This is a genomic window from Janthinobacterium sp. P210005, from assembly GCF_036231865.1.
Classification (GTDB): Bacteria; Pseudomonadota; Gammaproteobacteria; order Burkholderiales; family Burkholderiaceae_D; genus Janthinobacterium; species Janthinobacterium kumbetense.
Genome location: NZ_JAZARC010000004.1, coordinates 451,739 through 475,437, shown reverse-complemented (window position 1 = coordinate 475,437; position 23,699 = coordinate 451,739). Strand labels below are relative to the sequence as shown.

General features: G+C 60.5%; 17 protein-coding genes. 10 read left to right on the top strand and 7 right to left on the bottom strand.

Features of this window, described 5'->3' with window-relative positions:
- Position 1: 1 nt before the first annotated feature.
- The 3 genes from VPH40_RS18700 to VPH40_RS18690 all read right to left on the bottom strand — a co-directional run bounded on the left by VPH40_RS18700 (position 2) and on the right by VPH40_RS18690 (position 1,266).
- The gene (locus VPH40_RS18700; RefSeq protein ID WP_251349794.1) at positions 2-286 is read right to left on the bottom strand and encodes a helix-turn-helix domain-containing protein; all 285 of its coding nucleotides are present in this window, start codon (positions 284-286) and stop codon (positions 2-4) included.
- Positions 283-633 carry a type II toxin-antitoxin system RelE/ParE family toxin gene (locus VPH40_RS18695; RefSeq protein WP_305054317.1) on the bottom strand — a complete coding sequence of 117 codons (351 nt, stop codon included), beginning with the start codon at positions 631-633 and terminating at the stop codon, positions 283-285. Before VPH40_RS18695 ends, VPH40_RS18700 begins: the two co-directional genes overlap by 4 nt.
- 171 nt (positions 634-804) lie before the next feature.
- Entirely contained in the window at positions 805-1,266 is a 462-nt protein-coding gene (locus VPH40_RS18690; RefSeq protein ID WP_099665312.1) for a rhodanese-like domain-containing protein, read from the bottom strand.
- Positions 1,267-1,652: 386 nt separating this feature from the next.
- On the opposite strand from VPH40_RS18690, the gene glnA reads away from it, so the two are divergent.
- The 7 genes from glnA (at position 1,653) to VPH40_RS18655 (ending at position 12,105) form a co-directional block, all read left to right on the top strand.
- A complete protein-coding gene (glnA, locus tag VPH40_RS18685; protein ID WP_070219258.1) occupies positions 1,653-3,068 on the top strand; it encodes a type I glutamate--ammonia ligase in 1,416 nt (471 codons plus the stop codon).
- Between the two features lie 183 nt (positions 3,069-3,251).
- Entirely contained in the window at positions 3,252-3,734 is a 483-nt protein-coding gene (locus VPH40_RS18680) for a DUF4124 domain-containing protein (protein WP_099668212.1), read from the top strand.
- Between the two features lie 5 nt (positions 3,735-3,739).
- A complete protein-coding gene (gene glnL, locus VPH40_RS18675) occupies positions 3,740-4,828 on the top strand; it encodes a nitrogen regulation protein NR(II) (RefSeq protein WP_099665311.1) in 1,089 nt (362 codons plus the stop codon).
- 48 nt (positions 4,829-4,876) lie between these two features.
- Complete coding sequence (gene ntrC / locus VPH40_RS18670) at positions 4,877-6,364, top strand: nitrogen regulation protein NR(I) (RefSeq protein WP_328574178.1); 1,488 nt, start codon at positions 4,877-4,879, stop codon at positions 6,362-6,364.
- Between the two features lie 139 nt (positions 6,365-6,503).
- Positions 6,504-7,469 (top strand): magnesium/cobalt transporter CorA, encoded by a 966-nt coding sequence (gene corA / locus VPH40_RS18665; RefSeq protein ID WP_034760218.1) that lies wholly within the window; start codon positions 6,504-6,506, stop codon positions 7,467-7,469.
- 134 nt (positions 7,470-7,603) lie between these two features.
- Positions 7,604-8,977, top strand: a complete 1,374-nt coding sequence (locus tag VPH40_RS18660; protein WP_328574177.1) for a GAF domain-containing sensor histidine kinase — start codon at positions 7,604-7,606, stop codon at positions 8,975-8,977.
- Between the two features lie 374 nt (positions 8,978-9,351).
- A complete protein-coding gene (locus VPH40_RS18655) occupies positions 9,352-12,105 on the top strand; it encodes a TonB-dependent receptor plug domain-containing protein (protein ID WP_305054318.1) in 2,754 nt (917 codons plus the stop codon).
- A gap of 79 nt (positions 12,106-12,184) precedes the next feature.
- On the opposite strand, the gene VPH40_RS18650 is transcribed toward VPH40_RS18655, so the two are convergent.
- On the bottom strand, positions 12,185-13,816 hold the full coding sequence (locus VPH40_RS18650; RefSeq protein WP_328574176.1) for an NAD(P)/FAD-dependent oxidoreductase: 1,632 nt from the start codon (positions 13,814-13,816) through the stop codon (positions 12,185-12,187).
- A 1,491-nt stretch (positions 13,817-15,307) separates the two neighbouring features.
- Here VPH40_RS18650 and VPH40_RS18645 point away from each other — a divergent pair.
- Positions 15,308-18,370, top strand: a complete 3,063-nt coding sequence (locus tag VPH40_RS18645) for a TonB-dependent receptor (RefSeq protein ID WP_099665307.1) — start codon at positions 15,308-15,310, stop codon at positions 18,368-18,370.
- A 157-nt stretch (positions 18,371-18,527) separates the two neighbouring features.
- Here VPH40_RS18645 and VPH40_RS18640 read toward each other — a convergent pair whose 3' ends face one another.
- A complete protein-coding gene (locus VPH40_RS18640) occupies positions 18,528-19,253 on the bottom strand; it encodes a 16S rRNA (uracil(1498)-N(3))-methyltransferase (RefSeq protein ID WP_099665306.1) in 726 nt (241 codons plus the stop codon).
- Between the two features lie 188 nt (positions 19,254-19,441).
- Between VPH40_RS18640 and tkt the strand changes: the two genes are divergently transcribed.
- Together tkt and gap are read left to right on the top strand one after the other, a co-directional pair.
- Positions 19,442-21,439: a transketolase gene (tkt, locus tag VPH40_RS18635; protein ID WP_289913314.1), complete on the top strand. Its 1,998-nt coding sequence runs from the start codon at positions 19,442-19,444 to the stop codon at positions 21,437-21,439.
- 79 nt (positions 21,440-21,518) lie between these two features.
- Positions 21,519-22,529: a type I glyceraldehyde-3-phosphate dehydrogenase gene (gene gap, locus VPH40_RS18630; RefSeq protein WP_046685413.1), complete on the top strand. Its 1,011-nt coding sequence runs from the start codon at positions 21,519-21,521 to the stop codon at positions 22,527-22,529.
- A gap of 58 nt (positions 22,530-22,587) precedes the next feature.
- Here the strand turns inward: gap and VPH40_RS18625 are convergent, their stop codons facing one another.
- Positions 22,588-22,776, bottom strand: coding sequence for a hypothetical protein (locus tag VPH40_RS18625; protein WP_328574175.1), 189 nt, complete (start codon positions 22,774-22,776; stop codon positions 22,588-22,590).
- 138 nt (positions 22,777-22,914) lie between these two features.
- Positions 22,915-23,691 (bottom strand): YoaK family protein, encoded by a 777-nt coding sequence (locus VPH40_RS18620; RefSeq protein ID WP_328574174.1) that lies wholly within the window; start codon positions 23,689-23,691, stop codon positions 22,915-22,917.
- Between the last annotated feature and the right edge of the window lie 8 nt (positions 23,692-23,699).

The following is a 23,699-nucleotide window of genomic DNA, read 5'->3' as shown; positions in this document are numbered from 1 at the left end:
CTTAAACGAGGGTGATCGACAGCTTGCGCCCGAGCAGCGCGGCGGCCCGCTCCAGGGTGGAGAGCGTCACGTCGCTGCTGGGGTCGAGCAGGCGGTCGAGTTGCGAACGGCTCGTCTGCAGCAGCGCCGCCATGCGCGTCTTCGACAGCGATTGTTCCTGCATGGCCTGCGTCAGTTGCCAGGCGATCACTTCCTTGATAGCACGGGTTTGCGTTTGCTCAAAGATGCCTTCTTCCTTGAGGAAGTCGTCGAGACTGCTGCCGAGGTGGGGAGCGGTGGCGTTCATGTCAATTCCTTGTGGCGTTTGCGGGCCAGCGCCAGGTCGTCGTCCGGCGTGGCGCGGGTTTTCTTGATAAAGCCGTGCAGCGCCACCAGGCAATCGCCGTGATGGCAGATCAGCACGCGCGCAATGCGGTTGCCGGGCAAGCTGCTGCGCACTTCCGACAAGCCCTGCCCCAGGTGGCGGCACAAGGGCATGCCCACGGGCCAGCGCCATTGCGCATGCATCAAGTCTTGCCCGATTACATGACGTTCTTCGACGGGCAAGGATTTGAGCCAGTCGCGCACGGGTTCGCCACCATTGCCGTTCGCATAGAACCGCAGGGTAATCTGCCGCAAGCCGGAAGCATCCATGACGCACCTCTACGTTGTACTATATAAGGTACATGCTCGCAAGGAGAATCGGCGCCGCTCTTGAGAAAAGCGGGCGCGCATGGATGGTTGTAGCCGATGGCGGACCGCATGGTGGCCCGCCAGATCAAACACTGTTCAGATAATTCGGCGGCCAGCGTCAAGCGGCCAGCGTCAGGCGCCCAGCCACGGCAAGCCCGCCTTGCACCAGCCGCCGATCTGCTTGCGGTGGCCGTCGGCGTCCTTGTCGCCCTCGAAGCCTTCGAGGATGTCGAAGCAGTTGATATAACCGTGTTCGGTCGCCAGCTTGGCCGCATGGCGCGAACGCACGCCGGAGCGGCACAGGAACAGCAGCACCTCGTCCTTGCCGGCCTGGGCCGCCAGCTGCGCGAGGAAGTCGGGATTCGGCACGCCGCCCGGGTAGGTGGCCCACTGCACCGCACCATGCTGGGTATCGGCGATGTCGACCCGGCCCACCCAGTCGCGCTCGGCAGTCGTGCGCACATCTATGAGCTTGACGGCGGCATCGCCTTGCAGCAAGTCATACGCTTCCTGCGGCGTGACGGCGCCGGCATACGGCGTACCTTCATTGGCCCGGCTGCGGGCGGTGGTCAGGATGTCGGCGGCGGTGGTCATGGCGTCCTCGATGAAAGTGGGCAGGTGTGTGTACGATTATAGTGCGCCGTCCGCGCCCCGCAAACGGGAATCCATGGTGCACGGCGCATGCACCACAAGGAGGCATTTTTCGGTAATCCGCACAAAATGCACGATAATGGTGCGTTATTCGTTTTTTGCACTTGCTTAGTGCATTCTTGATTTGACGCAAACGCGTGTCAAAATCGCGGGCAGGAAAACTTTCACTGGGATGGCAGCAATTTTGTTGCCGGCACCAGGGGGCTCCGGGAGCTGGCATGGAATCTGCTATGATCCTTATGAGTTTTGGTGGCACGCAATGTTTGCTTCGCTTCATCAGCCCAGACGCACTAAGGTCGGCTCACCCCACATTCATTTAGGAGATACGCATGGCAATGACAGCCGCAGAAGTCTTGAAGATGGTAGAAGAAAACGAAGTCAAATTCGTTGATTTCCGCTTTGCCGATACCCGTGGTAAAGAGCAGCACGTGACGGTTCCCGTGTCGCACTTCGACATGGACAAATTCGAGTCGGGCCACGCCTTTGACGGTTCTTCGATCGCTGGCTGGAAAGGCATTGAAGCGTCCGACATGATCTTGCTGCCGGATCCAAACACGGCCAATATCGACCCGTTCATGGAAGAAACGACCCTGTTCATGCAGTGCGACGTGATCGAACCGTCGGACGGCAAGGGCTACGACCGCGACCCGCGCTCGATCGCGAAACGCGCCGAAGCCTACCTGAAATCGTCGGGCATGGGCGACACCGCCTACTTCGGCCCTGAGCCGGAATTCTTCATCTTCGACAGCGTGCGCTGGAAGATCGACATGTCGGGCTGCTTCGTCAAGATCGGTTCGGACGAAGGTTCGTGGTCGACCGGCAAGGACATCGAAGGCGGCAACAGCGGCCACCGTCCTACCGTCAAGGGCGGCTATTTCCCAGTGCCACCAGTGGACAGCTTCCAGGACATGCGTTCGGAAATGTGCCTGATCCTGGAATCGCTGGGCATCCCGGTTGAGGTACATCATCATGAAGTGGCCGGCGCCGGTCAAAATGAAATCGGCACCAAGTTCTCGACCCTGGTCGAGCGCGCCGACTGGACGCAAAACCTGAAATACGTGGTGTGGAACGTGGCGCACAGCTATGGCAAGACCGCCACCTTCATGCCGAAACCTATCGTTGGCGACAACGGTTCGGGCATGCACGTGCATCAATCCGTATGGAAAGATGGCAAAAACCTGTTCGCCGGCGACGGCTATGCCGGCCTGTCCGATTTCGCCCTGTACTACATCGGCGGCATCATCAAGCACGCCAAGGCACTGAACGCGATCACGAATCCGGGCACCAACTCGTACAAGCGTCTGGTACCAGGCTACGAAGCTCCAGTGAAACTGGCGTACTCGGCGAAAAACCGTTCCGCCTCGATCCGTATCCCGCACGTGGCCAATCCAAAAGGCCGCCGCGTCGAAGCGCGCTTCCCGGATCCACTGGCGAACCCGTACCTGTGCTTCGCCGCACTGCTGATGGCCGGCCTGGACGGCGTTGCCAACAAGATCCATCCGGGCGAAGCCGCCTCGAAAGATCTGTACCATCTGCCGCCGGAAGAAGATGCACTGATCCCGACCGTGTGCGCTTCGCTGGAAGAAGCACTGGAAGCCCTGGACAAGGACCGCGAGTTCCTGACCCGCGGCGGCGTGTTCAGCGATTCCATGATCGACGCTTACCTGGAGCTGAAAATGCAGGATGTACAGCGCATGCGCATGACCACGCATCCTGCCGAGTTCGACATGTACTACTCGCTGTAATGGCGCCACGCCGGCAATGTGCCGGTAGTGAATAAAAAACGCGGGTGAGGCGATGGTCTTGCCCGCGTTTTTTTATGCAAGGCGCCAAGGCGGTGACAGTGCGGTGTTGTATAGTCGGCCCAGGAACGATGCGGCACGAGCCGACAGGAGTGAAGATTGACCAAGCATTACAGAATGGCGCTGATGGCAGGATTGCTGGGCGCGGCGGCACAGGCGCACGGGCAGCTGTATGTGTGCGCCGATGCGCAAGGACACAAGACGTACACGGACAGGAGTGCTGGCAAACATTGCCAGCTGCTCGATTTGCCGGGCGCCATGACGGAGCCGCCACGCAGGACGGCACCGCTGGCCGGCGCGCCGGTACGGCCAGCCCTGCAGGCGGCGGCCACGGCGGCGCCTGCCGCTGGCGCGTTTCCCAAGGTCGATGGCGCCGAGCAGCGCGCACGCGACCTGGACCGGCGCCAGATCCTGCAGGACGAATTGCGCAGCGAAGAGCAGAAACTGGCGGCGCAGCGCCTGGAATTTAACGGCGGCCAGCCCGAGCGCCAGGGCAATGAGCGCAACTACGCGAAATACCAGGAAAGAGTGGCGCAGTTGAAGGACAACATTAGCCGGACACAGCAAAACGTCGAGGCCCTGAAACGCGAGATCGCGAATATCCGGTAAAGCACATGACACTAGACAACCATTCCAGCCGTCCCGCCCACCTGGCCGGCCTTGATTTGCTGGCCTCGGCCGTGATCCTGCTCGATGGCGACGGCCGCATCAGCTATGCCAACGCGGCGGCGGAAAACCTGCTGGAAAGTTCCTTGAAGGCCCTGTCGCGGCAAAAGCTGACGGCGTTGTTCCTCAATCCCGAGGAGCTGGCCGGCATTTGCGCGCAGGCGCTCGAACACAAGTTTTCCGACCTGCGCCAGGACCTGAGCCTGGAGCGCCTGGGGCGCGAGCCGCTGCGCGTGCACAGCATCGTCAGCGCGCTCGACGCGCCGAGCGACGGCGTGCTGATCGAGCTGCGCGAAAACGTGCAGCAGTTAAAGCTCGACCGCGAGGAGCGCATCCTCGACCAGAGCCAGGTCAACAAGGAGCTGATCCGCAACCTGGCGCATGAAATCAAGAACCCGCTGGGCGGCATCCGCGGCGCGGCCCAGTTGCTGGAACTGGAATTGCCGGCCCTGCACCTGAGCGAACTGCGCGAATACACGCAAGTCATCATCAAGGAAGCGGACCGCCTGCAAACCCTGGTCGACCGCCTGCTGGCGCCGCACCGCCGTCCGCACATCGTGGGCGACGTGAATATCCACGAAGTGTGCGAAAGGGTCCGCAGCCTGATCCTGGCCGAATTCCCCAGCGGCCTGACCATTGCGCGCGATTACGACGCCTCGATCCCCGAGTTTCGCGGCGACAAGGAGCAATTGATACAGACCGTGCTCAACATCGCGCATAACGCGGCGCAGGCCCTGGCCGAGCGCATCGAGGCGGGCGATGCGGAGCTGATTTTCAAGACGCGCGTAGCGCGCCAAGTGACCCTGGCCAAGGTCCGTTACGGCCTGGCATTAGACTTGCATATCATTGACAATGGACCGGGCATCGCACCCCAGATCCGCGACCGGATTTTCTACCCGCTGGTGTCGGGCAGGGAAGGCGGCAGCGGGCTGGGACTGACCTTGGCGCAAACCTTCGTGCAACAGCACCTGGGCGTGATCGAGTGCGAAAGCCGGCCTGGATACACCGATTTCAGGATCGTTCTACCCTTGCCATAAGCGAGGAGGTATCCCACCCATGAAATCCATTGCGGGACGCACACACTAATGAAGCCAATCTGGATAGTTGACGACGACGAATCAATCCGCTGGGTGCTGGAAAAAGCCCTGGCGCGGGAAAATCTCGCCACCAAGAGTTTTGCCAATGCGCGCGACGCCATCGCCGCACTGGAATTTGACACGCCGCAAGTGCTCGTGTCCGATATCCGCATGCCGGGCGCCTCCGGCCTGGAATTGTTGCAGACGGTCAAGTCGCGCTTTCCCGGCTTGCCTGTCATCATCATCACGGCCTTTTCCGACCTCGATTCGGCCGTCGCAGCCTTCCAGGGCGGCGCCTTCGAATACCTGGCCAAGCCCTTCGACATCGACAAGGCTGTCGAGCTGATCCGCCGCGCGCTGGAAGAAAGCCTGCGCGAGACGAGCGTCGAGTCGGGGCCGTCGGAAACGCCGGAAATCCTCGGCCAGGCGCCGGCCATGCAGGAAGTCTTCCGCGCCATCGGCCGCCTGTCGCAATCGAACGTGACGGTGCTCATCACGGGCGAATCCGGTTCCGGCAAGGAACTCGTGGCGCGCGCGCTGCACAAGCACAGCCCGCGCGCAGCGCAGCCGTTCATCGCCCTCAACACGGCGGCAATACCCAAGGATTTGCTGGAATCGGAACTGTTCGGCCATGAACGGGGCGCGTTTACGGGCGCCCAGACGACGCGCCGGGGCCGCTTCGAGCAAGCGGAGAACGGCACCCTGTTCCTCGACGAGATCGGCGACATGCCGTTCGACCTGCAGACGCGCCTCTTGCGCGTGTTGTCCGACGGCCATTTCTACCGCGTCGGCGGCCATCAGCCCATGAAGGCGAACGTGCGCGTCATTACGGCCACGCACCAGAACCTGGAACAGCGCGTGCGCGACGGCCTGTTCCGCGAAGACTTGTATCACCGGCTGAACGTGATCCGTTTGCGCCTGCCCAGTTTGCGGGAGCGGCGCGAAGATATCCCCATCCTGGTGCGCCACTTCCTGGTGCAAAGCGCACGCCAGCTGGGCGTGGAAGCCAAACGCATGAGCGAGCCGACGATGCAGTTCCTCAGCAGCCTCGATTTGCCCGGCAATGTGCGCCAGCTGGAAAACCTGTGCAACTGGATCACCGTGATGGCGCCGGGCCAGACGGTGGAAATCAAGGATTTGCCGCTGGAATTGACACAGGGGCAGGGCGATGGCGCGGCCACGGCGGCGGGCGAGCCTGCGCCGGCGGCCGTTGCCCATGTGCATGGCGGCCAGGTCATCGAGGCGGCCGCGTCCGCCAACGGCGCGCCGCCGGGCTGGATCGGTTTGCTGGAATTGCAGGCGGCCGGCATGCTGGGCGCGGGGCAGCAGGAAGTCATGGCCGTGCTGGGACGCCAGTTCGAGTCGGCCCTGATCAAGACGGCGCTCAAGCATACGCACGGGCGCAAGAACGACGCCGCCGTGCGTCTGGGCATTGGCCGCAACACCATCACCCGCAAGATCTCGGAACTGGGCATCGACGGCGCCAAGGACGATTGACGCAGGTCAGGACGGGGGCTCCCCCGTCCGCTTTTCCCCACGGCGTCCCTCGCACGCCACAACACGCACTGCAGGCGATAAGGTAAGCTGGCGCCTGCCGGACTGTTTCGTCCGGTGTTAACTTGAACTGTGGAATAGCATGCTCATAAACTGCGTGGCCTACCAGGATGGCAAAAAACTGGCCGACTTGCCGATCGACGACATCAGCGATTACGTCGAGCGCCCCGATTGTTTCGTCTGGGTCGCCCTGCTCGACGCCACGCCGGACGAGCTGAAACAGATGCAGCACGAGTTTTGCCTGCACGAACTGGCGGTGGAAGACGCGCAGCGGGGCCACCAGCGCCCGAAGATCGAGGAATATGGCGACTCCCTGTTTGCCGTGGTGAAAACCGTGGAAATGGTCGAGAATGAACTGGTGCTGGGCGAAGTCGACATTTTCGTGGGCGCCAATTACGTGCTTTCGTCGCGCAGCAACAGCTCGCAGGGTTTCCTCGGCGTGCGCGCGCGTGCCGAGCGCGAACCGCATCTGCTGCGCCAGGGCTCGGCCTTCGTGCTGTACGCGCTGATGGACGCCGTCGTCGACCGTTACTTTCCCGTCCTCGATGCGCTGGAATCGGAGCTGGAACTGATCGAAGACCGCATCTTCGACCGTGGCACCGAGCGCGACAATATCGAACGGCTGTATCAATTGAAACGCAAGGTCATGGTCTTGCGCCACGTGGTGGCGCCCCTGATGGAAGCGGTGGGCAAGCTGCACGGCGGGCGCGTGCCGCCCCTGTGCCACGATACCCAGGAGTATTTCCGCGACGTGCACGACCACCTGGCGCGCATCAATGGCACGCTCGACACCATCCGCGACACGATCAGCACGGCGATCCAGGTGAATCTGTCGATGGTGGCCATCGACGAGAGCGAAGTGAACAAGCAGCTGGCGGCCTGGGCCGCCATCTTCGCCGTGTTTACGGCGTTTGCCGGCATCTGGGGCATGAACTTCAAGTTCATGCCGGAGCTGGACTGGCATTATGGCTATCCGGCCGCCGTGGCAGTGATGAGCTGTGTCTGCGGTTATATGTATTACTTGTTCAAGCGTTCCGGCTGGCTGTAAAAAATTCCTGTGTATCTGTATTATTAAGCAATAGCCAGGGGTACAATCGCGGCAGGTCCGCTGGGGCGGGCCATGGCTGAGAGTCGCCGCGCCGGCAGGTGTGCCTGCGCTTCCGGTGCCGTGCAGGAGCATTCATGAGTATTCCGTTGTTTGATGTGAATTCGCAAGAACCCCTGTTCGATGCCGAGCAGCGGCGCACCCTGGCGGAAGCGGCCCTGCGCTCGATTACCGCTTCGACGGCGCACGCCCGGGGCGACGACTTCCTGCGCATTCTCGTCAAGGACCTGGCCGAAGCGCTCGACGTGCACTATGTGATCGCCGGACGCCTGGTGCGCCTGGAAGATGGCAGCGAAGGCATCCGCACCCTCGCCCTGTGGGGCGGCGACGGTTACCAGCCGAATATCGAATACAGCCTGCAGCACACGCCATGCCAGGACGTGACGTGCCAGAGCATGTGTTTTCATGGCAGCGATATTCAGCGTCGCTTTCCATTCGATACCCTCCTCGTCGACATGCAGGCGGAAAGCTATGTCGGCATGCCGCTGATCGATACCGATGGCAAGACCCTGGGCATCCTGTCGGCCATCGACACGCGTCCCATCGATGAAAACAAGCGTTTGCTGGCCTTGCTGCTGCTGTCGATCTTCTCGGCCCGCGGCGCGGCCGAGCTGCAGCACCAGGAGCGCACCCAGCAGCTGGAAGAAATCGTGCGCGTGCGCACCGAATCGCTGCTGGTGGCGCAGGCCAACCTGATCGAGCAAGAGCAGATGGCGGCCCTCGGCTCGCTGGTGGCCGGTGTCTCGCATGAAGTCAACACGCCCATCGGCGTGGCGCTGACGGCCGCGTCGAGCATGGGCAGCTATGCCGACCAGCTGGTGCAGCTGCTGGGCGGCGCCAAGGTCAGCCGTGCCGAACTGATCGACATTGCCGAGTCGCTCAAGGGAGCGGCCGCCTTGATCGAGCGCAACCTGGCGCGCGCCGCCGACCTGATCGGCAATTTCAAGCAACTGGCCGTGGACCAGGTCAGCGAATACGTGGCCGACCTGGCGCTGCACGACTATGTGCACGGCCTGGTGTCGGCCCACAGTCCGGAATTGCGCAAGGCGGCGCTGGGCGTGGAACTCGATATCGCCCCCGATTGCCAGGTGCGCCTGGCGGCTGGCAAGCTGTCGCAAATCCTCTCGAACCTGCTGATGAACAGCGCCCGCCATGGCTATCCGCAGGGCGGGCCGGGGCGCATCACGATACGCGCGCGCATCGAGGAGGATGGCACCGACGCGGCTGCGCGCTGGCTGCTGCTCGATTTTTCCGACGACGGCATCGGCCTGGCGCCGGCCGTGCGCGAGCACATGTTCGAACCGTTCTTCACCACCAAGCGGGGCCAGGGCGGCTCCGGCCTGGGCATGCACATCGTCTACACCATCGTGCAGCAATTGGGCGGCCAGGTGTGCGCCATCGACAGCACGCCCGGCTGTCATATACAGATCAGGCTGCCGCTGGCCAGCTGACCACGGCTGCTCTGTACGCTATCTTTGGGTGGCATGCCTGCCTGACCTCTATTTTTTTCACAATGTTGTATGTATGCCATACGCGACGTGAGTTCTGTTGACACCAAGAATATCCCCGTGATCCTATGTAGTTGTCTAGCTAACTTTCAGTTGGCTGGCCTCGGCTGTTGTACCGACATCGTGGTTCGCCTTCCCTCATGCGGGAGCGGGGCTGGCACACTGTCGAACGTGCGGTGCAGGAAGAGTGCCTTTAGGAGAGTGGATGCAGTCCGGATAGCAGCTTTGTTGCTTACATAATGCAAAAATGAAAAGGGTTCGTCATGCTTAAAGAAACCGTCATCTCCCGTGCCGTTCGCATTGTCTGTGCCGGTGGCATGGCAGCGGCTTTGTCCGTTGCCTCGCAGTCTGCGGTGGCGCAAGATACGCAGATACAGCGCGTGGAAGTCACCGGCTCGTCGATCAAGCGCATCGCTGCCGAAGGTGCCTTGCCCGTCACCGTGTTGACCGCCGAAGCCATCCGCACCTCGGGCGCCACTTCGGTCACCGACCTGGTCAAGAAACTCTCTTCCGCCCAGGGCGCCACCAGCGAAAGTTCCTCGGTCGGCGGCAGCACCTTCGGTTTCTCCGGCATTTCCGTGCATAACGTGGGTGAGACGCGTACGCTCGTCTTGCTGAATGGCAAGCGCCTGGCCCAGTTCGGCGGCCAGACCCTGACTGGCTTCGCCGCCGGTTTCGACTTGAATTCGATCCCGATTTCCGCCATTCAGCGCGTTGAACTGCTGACCGACGGCGCGTCCGCCCTGTACGGCGCCGACGCCATTGCCGGCGTGGTCAACTTCATTACCAAGCACGACACGACGGAAGGCGACGTCTCCATCGGCTATTCGGCGCCAAAGAACGGTGCGCGTGAGAAACGTATCAGTGCCACCAAGGGCTTCGGCAACCTGGAAGACGATGGCTACAACGTGGTGCTGACCTTTGGCCATGATGAGCGCGACAAGTTGACCTCGGTCGACCGCTCGTTCGCCAACACGGGCAAGGTGCAATTCTCGGCCAACGGCAAACGCTATCAGAAGCAGCAGTTTTCGGTCAGCCCGATTCCCGCCAACGCCGTTGATGACAATGGCCAGCTGATCAGTCCCTATCAAAAGCTGAACGGCTCCTGTCCCGCCAAGACTTTCCGCGTGCTTGAGCCGTATGCAGACCCGGATGGCACCCCGCGCTTGAATGACTACTGCGGTTATGATTTTGTTAAGGACCTGGAGATCTATCCGGAACGCAAACGCGACAATTTCATGGCGTCCGGTACCTTCAAAGTCGCCGGTCACGAAGTGTATGCCGACGTACTCTTGTCGCGCACCAAGCAGACCTCGCGTATCGCCCCCGTGCCGGGCGAGATTTCCATCGATAAGGGAACGCCGCTGCATGACAAGTATTTGTTGCCGATCGGTATTACCGGTGACAGCGTGGCGGCCTATCGCCTGTTCGACATGGGACAGCGCACCTCGAAGGATACGGCGGACTTCGCCAGTGTGGTGGTGGGCACGCGCGGCGTGGCCGCCGGCTGGGATTACAATGCCTCCTACAACTTCTCGGAAAGTCGCGTAAAAGGCAGTATTTCCGGTTATCCTGGCGCTATTGCCGTCGGCAACCTGACGTCGAGCGGTTTACTCGATCCCTTCGTCGGTCCGGGCAAGCAATCGGCTGCGGCGCAGGAAGCCATCAAGGCGGCCGCCTTCACCGGCTACTGGGATGGTGGCACGTCGCGCTTGCAAACCATCAATTTGAATGGTTCGACGGAAATACGACGCTTGCCGGGCGGCGCCATGATGCTGGGCGTGGGCGCCAACATCAATCGCGAGGAATTCTCTTCCAAACCGAGCCCGTTTGCACAGGGCATCCTGGCCGACCCAGTGAAGGGCACCTTGTGCGGCGGCGCGGCGGGACTGGAGTGCGACCAGCGTTTCGGCGATGCCGCCAGCAGCAAGCCGTACAGCGCCAGTCGCACGTCGAAGGGCGTGTTCAGCGAAATTATCGCGCCGGTGCTGAAGGAACTGGAACTGGGCGCGGCCCTGCGTTTCGATGAATTCTCGGACTTCGGCGGCGCCACGACGGCCAAGGCCAGCTTCAAGTGGACGCCGGCGCCCACCTTGCTGATCCGCGGCTCCGTTGGCAATGGTTTCCATGCGCCGACAGTGCCACAAGTCAACGCCTTGCAGCGCGGCTATGGCGTTACCAGCGACAAGTACACGTGTACGCCGGCCCTGCAAGCGATTGCCACGCGCCTCAATGCCCAATGCCAGCCAGGCAACCACCAGTACGATCAGTTGGCCGGCGGCAACCGCAACTTGCAGCCAGAGAAGTCGAAACAGGCCACCCTGGGCTTCCGCTACGAGCCGATCAGCGCCATTACCCTGGGCGCCGACCTGTGGCATGTACAGATCCGCGATTCCTTCGGCCAGTTGACCGAGCAGCTGGTGTTCGCCAATCCCGCGGCATATCCGAAATCGTGGGGCGTGAATACGGACGTCGGTACGGGCAAGACCTACCTGGCCTTCCTGGCCGATAACCAGAACTTGGGCAAATCGTTCGCCACCGGCGTCGATATCGATATCAGCGCCCGTTACCGCTCGGGTATCGGCCTGTTTACCTCGCAGTTGAACGCGACGCAGATGTTGCGCGAAGATATACAGCTGGAACGCGGTGGTCAGTATTATTCTGCGCTGGGTAACTATGCCGAACTGGGCACCGTGACTTTCCGCACGCGCGGCCAGTGGACGAACACCCTGAAAACGGGCAACTGGGCCAATTCGCTGACGGTCAACTTCCTGTCCGGCTACAAGGATCAGAAAACGACGGTCGACGTGATCGACGCTTCCGGCGCCGTGACGGGCCAGGAAGATATCCGGATGCGGGTCGGGTTCTATTCGACGCTTGACTGGCAGACGGTCTGGACTCCCAGCAAGAGCTGGGTTTTCACCGCAGGCGTGCTGAACCTGACCGACAAGAGCCCCCCGTTCGTGCCATCGACGTCCGGCGCGAACCGTGGCCAGCAATTCGGCTATGACGACCGCTACTATGATCCGCGTGGCCGTACCGGCTACCTGAATGCCTCGTACAAGTTTTAATCGGCAGGTACAGGTATAAAAAAACCGGCACATGGTGCCGGTTTTTTTTCGTCCCGCCGCAGGGCGGAGGCAGCGTGGCCTAGCCGCGCGCCGCCATCGACAGGGCCACCGCTTCGGCCACCTTGATGCCGTCGACGGCGGCCGACAGGATGCCGCCCGCATAGCCGGCGCCTTCGCCGGCGGGGAACAGGCCCCGCGTGTTCAGGCTTTGCAGGTCGTCGTCGCGGCGCTTGATGCGGATCGGCGACGAGGTGCGCGTTTCCACGCCCGTCAGCACGGCGTCGGCCTTGTAGTAGCCCTTGATTTGCTTGTTGAACGCCGGAAACGCTTCACGCAGCGCCGTGATCGCGTATTCGGGCAGCGAGGGCGCCAGGTCCGTCAGGTGCACGGCTGGCTTGTACGACGGCACCACGCTGCCAAATTCCGTCGAGGCGCGGCCAGCGACGAAATCGCCGACCAATTGCCCTGGGGCATCGTAGTTGCCGCCACCCAGGGCAAATGCGCGCTCTTCCAGTTCGCGCTGCAGGGCGATGCCGGCCAGCGGGTCGCCCGGATAGTCGGCCGGCGTGATGCCGACCACGATGGCGCTGTTGGAGTTGCGCTCGTTGCGCGAATACTGGCTCATGCCGTTCGTCACCAGGCGGCCCGGTTCCGAGGCGGCCGCCACCACCGTGCCGCCCGGGCACATGCAGAAGCTGTAGACGGAACGGCCATTGCTGGCGTGGTGCACGAGCTTGTAGTCGGCCGCGCCCAGGATCGGGTGGCCGGCGCTGGGGCCGAAGCGGCAGCTGTCGATCAGGGATTGCGGGTGTTCCACGCGGAAGCCGATCGAGAACGGTTTCGCTTCGATGTACACGCCGCGCTTGTGCAGCATTTCAAAGGTGTCGCGCGCGCTGTGGCCGATGGCCAGCACGACGTGGTTGCTGGCGATGGTTTCGCCATTGTCCAGCACCACGCCGCGCACCTGGCCGCCGTCGGCGCCTGGCTCGATGTCGAGATCGACCACTTTGCTGCTGAAACGGTATTCGCCGCCCAGCCGCTCGATATTCGCGCGCATTTCTTCCACCATCTTGACCAGGCGGAAGGTGCCGATGTGCGGCTTGCTCACATACATGATTTCCTCGGGCGCGCCCGCCTTGACGAATTCCGTCAAGACCTTGCGGCCGTAGTGCTTGGGATCCTTGATCTGGCTGTACAGCTTGCCGTCCGAGAAGGTGCCGGCGCCACCTTCGCCGAACTGCACGTTCGATTCGGGATTGAGTTCGCGCTTGCGCCAGAAGCCGAAGGTGTCGACCGTGCGTTCGCGCACCTGCTTGCCCCGTTCCAGGATGAGGGGGCGCAAGCCCATCTGCGCCAGGATCAGCGCCACGAACAGGCCGCACGGGCCCGTGCCGATGACGATGGGGCGCGGTTCATTGGTGTGGCCAGCCAGCTGTTCGCCGCCGGCGACGAATTTGTAGTCGGTGTCGGGCGCGGGCATCAGGTGGATGTCGTGGCTCAGGCGCGCCAGCACGGCCGCTTCGTTCTTGATCTCGACATGCAGCGAGTAAATCAACACCACGGCGCTGCGCTTGCGCGCGTCATAGCTGCGTTTGAAGACGGTAAAGCCGAGCAAATCGGCCGCAGCGATGCCCAGGCGCGCCAGGATGGCGGCGGGCAGGGCCGCTTCGTCGTGTTCGAGAGGGAGTTTTACTTCGTTGAGTCGCAGCATGGTGTCTATCCGAAAAGTGCAGGGCTCCGTATCTAGCGGAGAGTGGGCAGCCGCGTGGCGCGGCGCAAGGCGGCATTTTACTCCTTCTTGCAGGCAATGCATGGCGGCCTGGGCGGATGTCGGGCCATTTTCCTGCCGCATGGGCGTTATCGGCGGCCGGGTGCCGCAGGGGAAGCGGCGCGTCTCCTGACGCCGCGTTCGCGCCGATGCCTGACGCGATGGCGCGGCACGACAGCGCGCTTCCGCAGCGCACCATTCTGGTGCGCCAGCCTGTCGTTTCGCCGCCACGGCAGGCATGGGCAATGCGACAGGCTGACTTTGTCCGAAGGCTTGATGGCCGGGGCCGTTGCCTGTTTTTAGATATTGCCCATTTTGTGCACGGTGCGCTGTTGTTGCGATATCAAATTACATGCTTGTTGATCGGACGATTTTTGAAGCTGCGATAAGAAGTTGAATATCAATATGTATAGGCAAATTATGAATTTTCTGGCCAAGTTGAATGGACAAGAGGTGCTGCAGCGATGCGGGGAGAGGAGATGTTCCGCAGCCGCGGGAAGGCTGCCATCGTGGCATGGCGGGTCAGCGTGCTGCTGGCGTTGCCACATTTAACCATGCGCGCATGGGAGGGAAGCTGCGAGCCGGCGCCGGCCATCAAAACCTGTTTTTAATTCCAGATTATTGTATGCAATAACTGCAGATGTTATTCCCTGCGATTCTCATCGAGAAATAAGGGCATTGCGTTATTGCGTTATATGTCCTGATTGCCCAGATATGGATTTTTTGATGGCGCTGATTTTTTTATTTTTCGGAGGGGCGAATGCAGGGTGTGTTTCTATTTATTTTTTTATTCTGATAATGAATATGGAAATTCTATTTCCGGATACTGATAATCGTTGGTACGTCTAATAACTTATATTCAAACGCAAATAACTCCGTGAGAAGTATTCATACAATGTAATTGAAAACTTCAGGTTTGAATAGTTCAATTCCATCGGGTGTTGTCAATCTGCAACAGGTCTGCCGCCATCCCGCATGCTTCGCATGCTCGGAAGGCGGCGCTTCAAGGGCTGCAGGAGCGCCATGGCAGGTATTCCACGTTCTGGCCATGGGCGGGAGGCGAGCGCAACGTCGTGTGTTTTCAAACAATAATTTTTCGCATATTAATATGCGTTTTTTTGCAGTGCATCAAATTGGTGCATTGCCGCACAATCTTGGACGCATTTGCCATTGTCCGGCGCCATTCATTTTTGTTGTATCTTTGCATCATATTTTCCTACTATGTTGACAGTGAACAATCGCATATGGTTTTATGTATCGCTTAGGCAAGTAGGTTTTTCCTGTTTTGTCTGAAGCCTGCCATATCAGTGGTGGGAGAGTGTCAAATCATCAAAAACTAAAACCGGAAATAAAAACGTATTAAACATGATTTAGTGCTTAAAATTTACCAAGCAACTCTACCAGAGACGCTTAATCTAATAATTAGGAAACCACATGTTGAGAAAAACAGTTTTAGTTCGTGCGCTGGCGCTGGCCTTCAGCGCCGGCGCCATGTCCGCCATGGTCGTTGCTCCCGTCATGGCGCAGTCGAACGCAGCAGGTAGTATTTTTGGTAAGGTCGGCAGCGGCGCTGGCGATACCGTCGTGTTGCAAAACAATGGTACCAACCAGACGCGTTCCACGGCAGTTGATGCAAACGGTTCATTCCGTGCCACGAGTCTGCCTATCGGCACCTATACCGTGACGCTGAAGAAGGGCGAATCGGTTGTTGGCACCACGTCGCTGGAAGTGCTGGCCGGTCAAGGCGTCGAGGCGATTTTCCCTGTTGCTGGCGGCGTTCAGGCCGTGCAAGTGACGGGTCGTCGCAACCGCATCGATATCTCGAGCTCGACCAATGGCGCGACCTTTACCGCGCGCGAGCTGGACAAGTTGCCGATCGCACGTAACGTCGAGGCAATCGTTCAACTCTCCCCGAATACCACCCGTGGCGATCCGACCTATCCAGCCGGAGCCAGCTTCGGTGGTGGCGGCGCTTCGGAAAATGCCTACTACATCAACGGTTTCCCGGTAACCAACCCGCTGTCGCAGTTGGGCGCGATGGAACTGCCATTTGGCGCGATCGCTCAGGCTCAAGTTTTGACGGGCGGTTACGGCGTTGAATTTGGCCGTTCGGTTGGCGGCGTGGTCAACGTCACGACCAAATCCGGTACCAACACCTGGGAAGCCGGTGCCCTGGTCTCGATCGCACCGAAGTCGTTGCGCGCCAAGTCGCGTGACATGTACTACGCCAATACCGGCGCGTTCCCGCAAACAGACGGGACCCTGCGTATTCGCCGCGAAGACAATGAATTCGAGCAAAAACAGTACTCCGCCTATGTTGGTGGTCCGCTGATCAAGGATACCTTGTTCGGTTTCGTTGCACTGGAACAAACTCGCGCCGAAAGCAATGGCGTCTTCGGCGGCCGTACCGCGCTGACTAACGATAGTAACGGCTGGCGTGACTACAAGACCACCACGCAGCGCTACTTCGGTAAGTTGGACTGGAATATTTCCGATAATCATCGTATCGAGTTCACCACGATCGGTGACTTGCCAGAGACCGATACGCAATTCCGTTCGTACAAATACGATACCCGCGCCGTCGGCAGCAAGGTCAATTCGTCTACCCACGAAGAATACGGCCCATTCAACCCGAACGGCGGCGAAGCCAACATTGCGCGCTACGTTGGTAACATTTCCGATAACCTGACCGTCACGGCCCTGTATGGCCAGTCGCGCGCCAAGCATATCTATGAGCCTACGGGCTACGATCCAACGCTGGCACAAGTGACCGCGGCAAAGGCGGATCAGGCGCCAGGCTTGAACTACACGGGCGGCCAGCCGTTCTCGACCAATCAACCAGTCAATGGTTCGATCGACCGCGTAACGTCCAAGCGTCTGGATTTGGAATACAAGATTGGCAACCACACCCTGCGTGCTGGTCTGGACAATAACAAGATGTCCTCGGCAGATGCTGGCGACGCTCTGGCCGGTGGCGCACTGTGGCTGTACGGCAGGACACCAGATGCTAGCAAGCCATTTGACGTTCCTGGCGGCCAAGTTGGCGCGCTGGCAGGCAAGGGCCCGCTCGCATCGCAAGGTTATTATGTGTCGCGTGTTCTGTCCTCGACCGTATCGAATGCTTTCGCTGGTCAGGATGCTCAGTACATTGAAGATCGCTGGCAAGTGACGAAGGACGTGTTGCTGACCGCAGGTCTGCGTCGCGAAGGCTTCTACAATGCCAACCAGGACGGCACCAAGTATATTGAGATGAAGAACCAATACGCTCCACGCGTAGCAGCAGTGTGGGACGTGAACGGCGATGCATCGTTCAAAGTATTCGGTAGCGCTGGCCGTTACACCCTGCAAATGCCAACCGTGATCGCTCTGCGCGGTGCAAACGGTTCGCTGAACACCAACCAGTACTACGCTTACACGGGTACGGATGCACATGGTGCGCCAACGGGCTTGACCCAGTTGACGGGTGTCTTGTCTGCAAACAACGAATTCGGTCAAGCAAAAGATCCGAAAACCGTTGCTGCACTGGACATGAAGCCATCGTTCCAGGATGAGTTGACCCTGGGCTTTGAAAAGGCCTACAACCCTAGCCTGAATTTCGGTGCCAAGGTTACTTACCGTACCCTGAAATCGACGATCGATGACTTCTGCGACGGCCGCGTGTTTGCAAAATACGCCAAGCGTAACGGTATCGATACTTCGAACTACGGCGGTTTTAACTGCGCATCGTTCAACCCGGGCGAAGCAAATGATTTCCTGGTTGACTTCGCAGGTACGCAGTCCAACTACACCCGCGTCCACCTGACGAAGGAAGACCTGGGCTTCGACAAGGCCAAGCGTACTTACGCTGCACTTGATGTGTTTGCTGAGCATCCATACCGTAACGGCTGGTATGGTAAGGTCAACTACACCCTGTCGCGCAGCAGCGGCAATACCGAAGGTCAGACGCTGTCCGATACCACGACTGGTCAGGCAGACGTTGCCGCTACCCAGACCTGGGATTACGCAGCACTGATGCGCTATGCGGATGGCCGCCTGCCAAATGATCGTAAGCATCAGATCAAGGCTTATGGCTTCTACGACCTGACCCCAGAGTGGACCGTGGGTGCAGCCGCCTTGCTCGCTTCGGGCCGCCCACGTTCGTGCGTCGGTACCAATCCGAACACGCAGTCGGCAGACGACATCGGCTTTAACTATCAGTCCGCTTCGCACTATTGCTTCGGTGCAACTGGCAATCAGAACGTTCCTTCGCCACGTGGCACCGTGGGCAATCTGCCATGGGACAAAAACCTGGACTTGAACGTGGCGTACAAACCAGCGTATGTGCCAGGCCTGTCTGTGAAACTGGACATCTTCAATGTGTTCGACACGCAAACCACGCAAAAAGTGGTCGAGCGTTACAACACCAACCAGGGACGCTATGCTCTGTATGAATCGGTACTGAGCTACACCGCACCTCGTTCGATGAAGTTCACCGCTGAGTTCAACAAGAAGTTCTAATTGTGTGATGGCCGCCGGCTTGCCGGCGGCTTGCAAAAGACACGATTTCAGTAAAAATGCCGCGCCCTGTCAGACAGGGGGCGGCATTTTTTTTGGCTATGTCCACGGCAGGCGTGGGAGCGCCCCCGGCGTTGCCTTCAATATGGTTTCTGGCCTCTTACATCCCGCCCCACAATGCCGCCAGGGTGGCCAGCGCCGTCAGGCCTGCCGTTTCCGTGCGCAGGATGCGCGGGCCCATGGCCAGGCCGATGGCGCCGGCGGCCAGCGCTGCCTTTTCTTCCGCTTCCGAAAAGCCGCCTTCCGGGCCCACCATCACGGTGATCGCCTGCGGCGGCTGGTGGCGGGCCCAGTCGGCCAGCGACTGCTCCGCGCGCGGCGTCAAAATGATGCGTTTATGCAAATCTTGCTGGCGGCTCCAGTGATTGAAATCCTGCAATGGCGCCAGCTGGGCCAGGCGGTTGCGCCCGCATTGTTCCGAAGCGGAAACGATAATGCCTTGCCAATGTGCAAGTTTTTTCTCGGCCCGCTCGGCGGACAGGCGCACGACGCACCGTTGCGCCGACAGCGGCACGATGCCCGCCGCGCCCAGTTCGATGGCTTTTTCGATGATCCAGTCCATTTTGGACGCTTCCGGCAAGGCCTGCGCCAGGGTCACGGCATACGGCAGCTCCGCTTCGCGCGCCACGTGCGTCTGGATTTCAGCCGTCACGCTGCGCTTGGCGACCGTCACCAGGCTCGCCTGCACTTCGCCCCCTTCGCCATTGAACAGGGTGATCACGTCGCCCGGCGCCAGGCGCACGACCTGGATATGGTGGGCGACAGCCTCCGGCAGGGCGATGGTGGTGCCGGCAACGAGCGGCTGGGGACAGAAAAAACGCGGCATGCAAATCCTCAACGGGGGTATAAGTGGGGTGGAAAGACGTCAAAGTATAGCCATTTGGCGGGCCAGTACGCCGCAATTCTAATTTGCGGCCCCCCAGTCTGGTAAAATACTTGACCACAGAAAGCAGCCGGCTTCCCTGTCCGTGCTGTTGCAAACGAATTCCAAACTCGCGACTGACCCATACCATCATGACAACTACGCTCCCGACTACCAAAATGGCCAATGCGATCCGCGCACTGGCAATGGACGCTGTACAAAAGGCCAATTCCGGCCATCCAGGCATGCCGATGGGCATGGCCGAGATCGCAGTTGCCCTGTGGAGCGGTCACTATCGCCACAATCCCGCGAATCCAAAATGGCAGAACCGCGACCGTTTCCTGTTGTCGAACGGCCACGGCTCGATGCTGCACTACGCGCTGCTGCACCTGACCGGTTACGAACTGTCGATGGATGACATCAAGGCGTTCCGCCAGATGCATTCGAAAACCCCGGGCCACCCGGAAGTCGATGTCACGCCAGGCGTGGAAACGACCACCGGCCCGCTGGGCCAGGGCATCGCCAACGCCGTCGGCATGGCGCTGTCGGAGCAATTGCTGGCCGCTGAATTCAACAAGCCTGGCTACGATATCGTCAACCACTACACCTACGCGTTCGTGGGCGATGGTTGCCTGATGGAAGGTATTTCGCACGAAGTGTGCGCGCTGGCCGGCACCCTGGGCTTGAACAAACTGATCGCCCTGTACGATGACAACGGCATTTCCATCGACGGCAAAGTCGAAGGCTGGTTCACGGACGACACCCCGGCCCGCTTCGAAGCGTACGGCTGGAACGTCATCCGCGCCGTCGACGGCCACGATGTTGCCGCCGTGGCTGCCGCCATCGCCGCCGCCAAGACGGCCAGCAAGCCAACCTTGATCTGCTGCAAGACCATCATCGGCAAGGGTTCGCCGAACCTGCAAGGCGGCGACAAGGTCCACGGCGCTGCGCTGGGCGACAAGGAAATCGCCGCCGTGCGCGAATACATCGGCTGGGATGCCGCCCCGTTCGAGATGCCGGCCGACGTGTATGCAGCCTGGGATGCCAAGAAGCAAGGCGCCCTGCTGGAAGCGGACTGGAACGAGCGTTTCGTCGCCTACGGTCGCGAATTCCCGCAGCAAGCCGCTGAACTGAGCCGCCGCATGCAGGGCGACTTGCCCGCCGCGTTTGAAACGGCGCTGTCGGCCGCCATCGCTTCCTGCGTCGAGAAGAAAGAAAACATCGCCACCCGCAAGGCCAGCCAGAACGCCATCCAGGCGCTGGCGTCGTCCCTGCCGGAATTCCTGGGCGGCTCGGCCGACCTGACCGGTTCGAACCTGACCAACTGGAAAGAGTGCGTAGCCGTGCGTTCGGGCCAGCCTGGCAACCACATCAACTACGGCGTGCGCGAATTCGGCATGAGCGCCATCATGAACGGCATTACCTTGCACGGCGGCTACATTCCGTTCGGCGCCACGTTCCTGACGTTCTCCGACTACAGCCGCAATGCGCTGCGCATGGCTGCCCTGATGAAACTGCGTTCGATCTTCGTGTTCACCCACGATTCGATCGGCCTGGGCGAAGACGGCCCGACGCACCAATCGGTCGAGCACGTCTCGTCGATGCGTTTGATCCCGAACCTGGACAACTGGCGTCCGTGCGACACCGTCGAGTCGGCTGCTGCCTGGGGCGCCGCCGTGCGCCGCAAGGATGGTCCGTCGACCCTGATCTTCTCGCGCCAGAACCTGCCATACCAGGAGCGTAGCGCCGAACAGATCGAGAACATCTACCGCGGCGGCTATGTGCTGAACGACGTGGCCGATGCCAAGGCGATCTTGATCGCCACCGGTTCCGAAGTGGAACTGGCCGTCGCCGCCGCCAGCGCGCTGGCTGCCGAAGGCATCGCCGTGCGCGTGGTGTCGATGCCGTCGACCGACGTGTATGACCGCCAGGACGCCGCCTACAAGGCCAGCGTGCTGACGAAAGGCGTGCCGCGCGTGGCCATCGAAGCGGGCGTGACCAGCTTCTGGTACAAATACGTGGGCCTGGAAGGCGCCGTGGTCGGTATCGACACGTTTGGCGAATCGGCTCCGGCCGGTGTGCTGTTCAAGCACTTCGGCTTCACGGTCGAGAATGTCGTAGCCAAGGTTAAAGCCGTTATCGCTGGCTAATATTGATTTTGAGCAGACCCTGGTCATGTGCTGACCGGGGTGCTGTGCTGATACCTTTTTTTTTAATCAGGAGCAGAGTATGACGATCAAAGTTGCAATCAACGGCTACGGCCGCATCGGCCGTAATGTATTGCGCGCTTTCTACGAAGGCGGCAAGAAACAGGATATCCAGATCGTTGCCATCAACGACCTGGGCGATGCCAAATCGAACGCCCACCTGACCCGCTACGACACCGCGCACGGCAAGTTCCCGGGCACGGTCACCGTCGAAGGCGACAACATGATCGTCAATGGCGATCCGATCCGCGTATTCGCACAGCGCAACCCGGCTGAAATCCCATGGGGCGAGCTGGGCGTGGACGTCGTGCTGGAATGCACGGGCTTCTTCACCACCAAAGAGAAAGCTTCGGCTCACTTGAAGGGCGGCGCGAAAAAAGTCATCATTTCGGCACCAGGCGGCAAGGACGTCGATGCTACCGTCGTGTTCGGCGTGAACCACTCCGTGCTGAAATCGACGGACACCGTCATCTCGAACGCTTCGTGCACCACCAACTGCCTGGCACCGCTGGTCAAGCCGCTGAACGACGCCATCGGCATCGAAACGGGCCTGATGACCACCGTGCACGCCTACACCAACGACCAGGTGCTGTCCGACGTGATGCATGAAGACCTGCGTCGCGCCCGTTCGGCCACCATGAGCATGATCCCGACCAAGACGGGCGCCGCTGCCGCCGTGGGCCTGGTGCTGCCTGAACTGAATGGCAAGCTGGACGGTTTCGCCATCCGCGTGCCGACCATCAACGTGTCGCTGGTTGACCTGTCCTTCATCGCCAAGCGCGACACCACCGTGGAAGAAGTCAACGCGCTGATGAAGTCCGCTTCGGAAGGCGCCCTGGAAGGCATCCTGACGTACCAGACCGAACCGCTGGTCTCGATCGACTTCAACCACAACCCGGCGTCGTCGAACTTCGATTCGACCCTGACCAAAGTGTCGGGCCGCCTGGTAAAAGTGTCGTCGTGGTATGACAACGAGTGGGGTTTCTCGAACCGCATGCTCGACACCACCGTTGCACTGATGTCGGCCAAGTAATTCCTGGCTAGCATACAAAAAACGCCCTTCGGGGCGTTTTTTTTCGTCTGTTGCCAGCTTATTCCTTGGGTTCACACTGGTTGCGCCACTGCTCGCACGACGCCTCGACGCCCTGGTCGCACATGTTGAGGATGTAGTCGCAGTTTTCCGACGGAATCCACGCGCGCACGGCGGCCGTGCTGGAGAACGAAGGTGCGGCGCCGACGGCGATGGCAAAGATAAACAGGGATTTTTTAATGGAAATCATTTTTCTCGCTTTCATCATTGGACAACGGTAGGGTGTCAAATCAAAAGGCCGCCACGGCAGGCATGGTGAACCGGCCAGACGCAGAAAAATATTAGCATTAAAATCAGTAATTTATTGTCATAAAGAAAAATATTCCTGCTAACGCCAGGCGTGCAGGCGGCGCCGGTAAAAGCGCCATAGAAGACGCAGGTCGCGCAGCACGGGCACGCCCGACAGCAGGGTCAGCGCGCCGGCGAGCAGGATGGTGGCGGCAGGAAATCCGATGTGCTTGAAGGCCAGGGCGCCGCTGACGCCGCCGATGAAGAAGCAGGCGATCAGCAGGCTGTGGGTTCTCAGCTTGCCGCGGTTGACCTTGACCATCCGGTCCGGCAGGTGACGCCGGTTGTAATACGCCATCTTGCCCAGTTCGATGCCGATGTCGGTGGACAGGCCCGTCACGTGCGTGGTGCGGATGACGGCGCCCGAAATCTTGGTGATGATGGCGTTTTGCAAACCCATCACAAAGCACAGCAGCAAGATGGTGACGGGGCCCAGCACGTCGGGCATGGTGGCCAGGTAATTGCCCGTCAAGCCGAACAGCAGCAACAAGGCCGCTTCCAGCAGCAGGCTGGCGGCAAACTGGCTGTGCAGGCGGCGCCGCTTGCCCCAGTTCACCATGATGGCCGTCACGGCCGCGCCGCTGACAAAGGCCAGCCATGCGCCCAGCGCCGCCAGGGCCAGCGTGATATTGCCCAGCGCCAAGTCATCCGCCATGCCCGAGACGATGCCCGTCATGTGCGAGGTATAGCCGCCGATGGCGAGAAAACCGCCTGCATTCACGGCGCCGGCCACCAGCGCCAGCACGCAGCCCAGCTGCAGATTGGCTTGCGTATCGCGCGCCGATCCGCTCAGGCGGGACAGGTAATGAAGCGGCATGCCCGGGC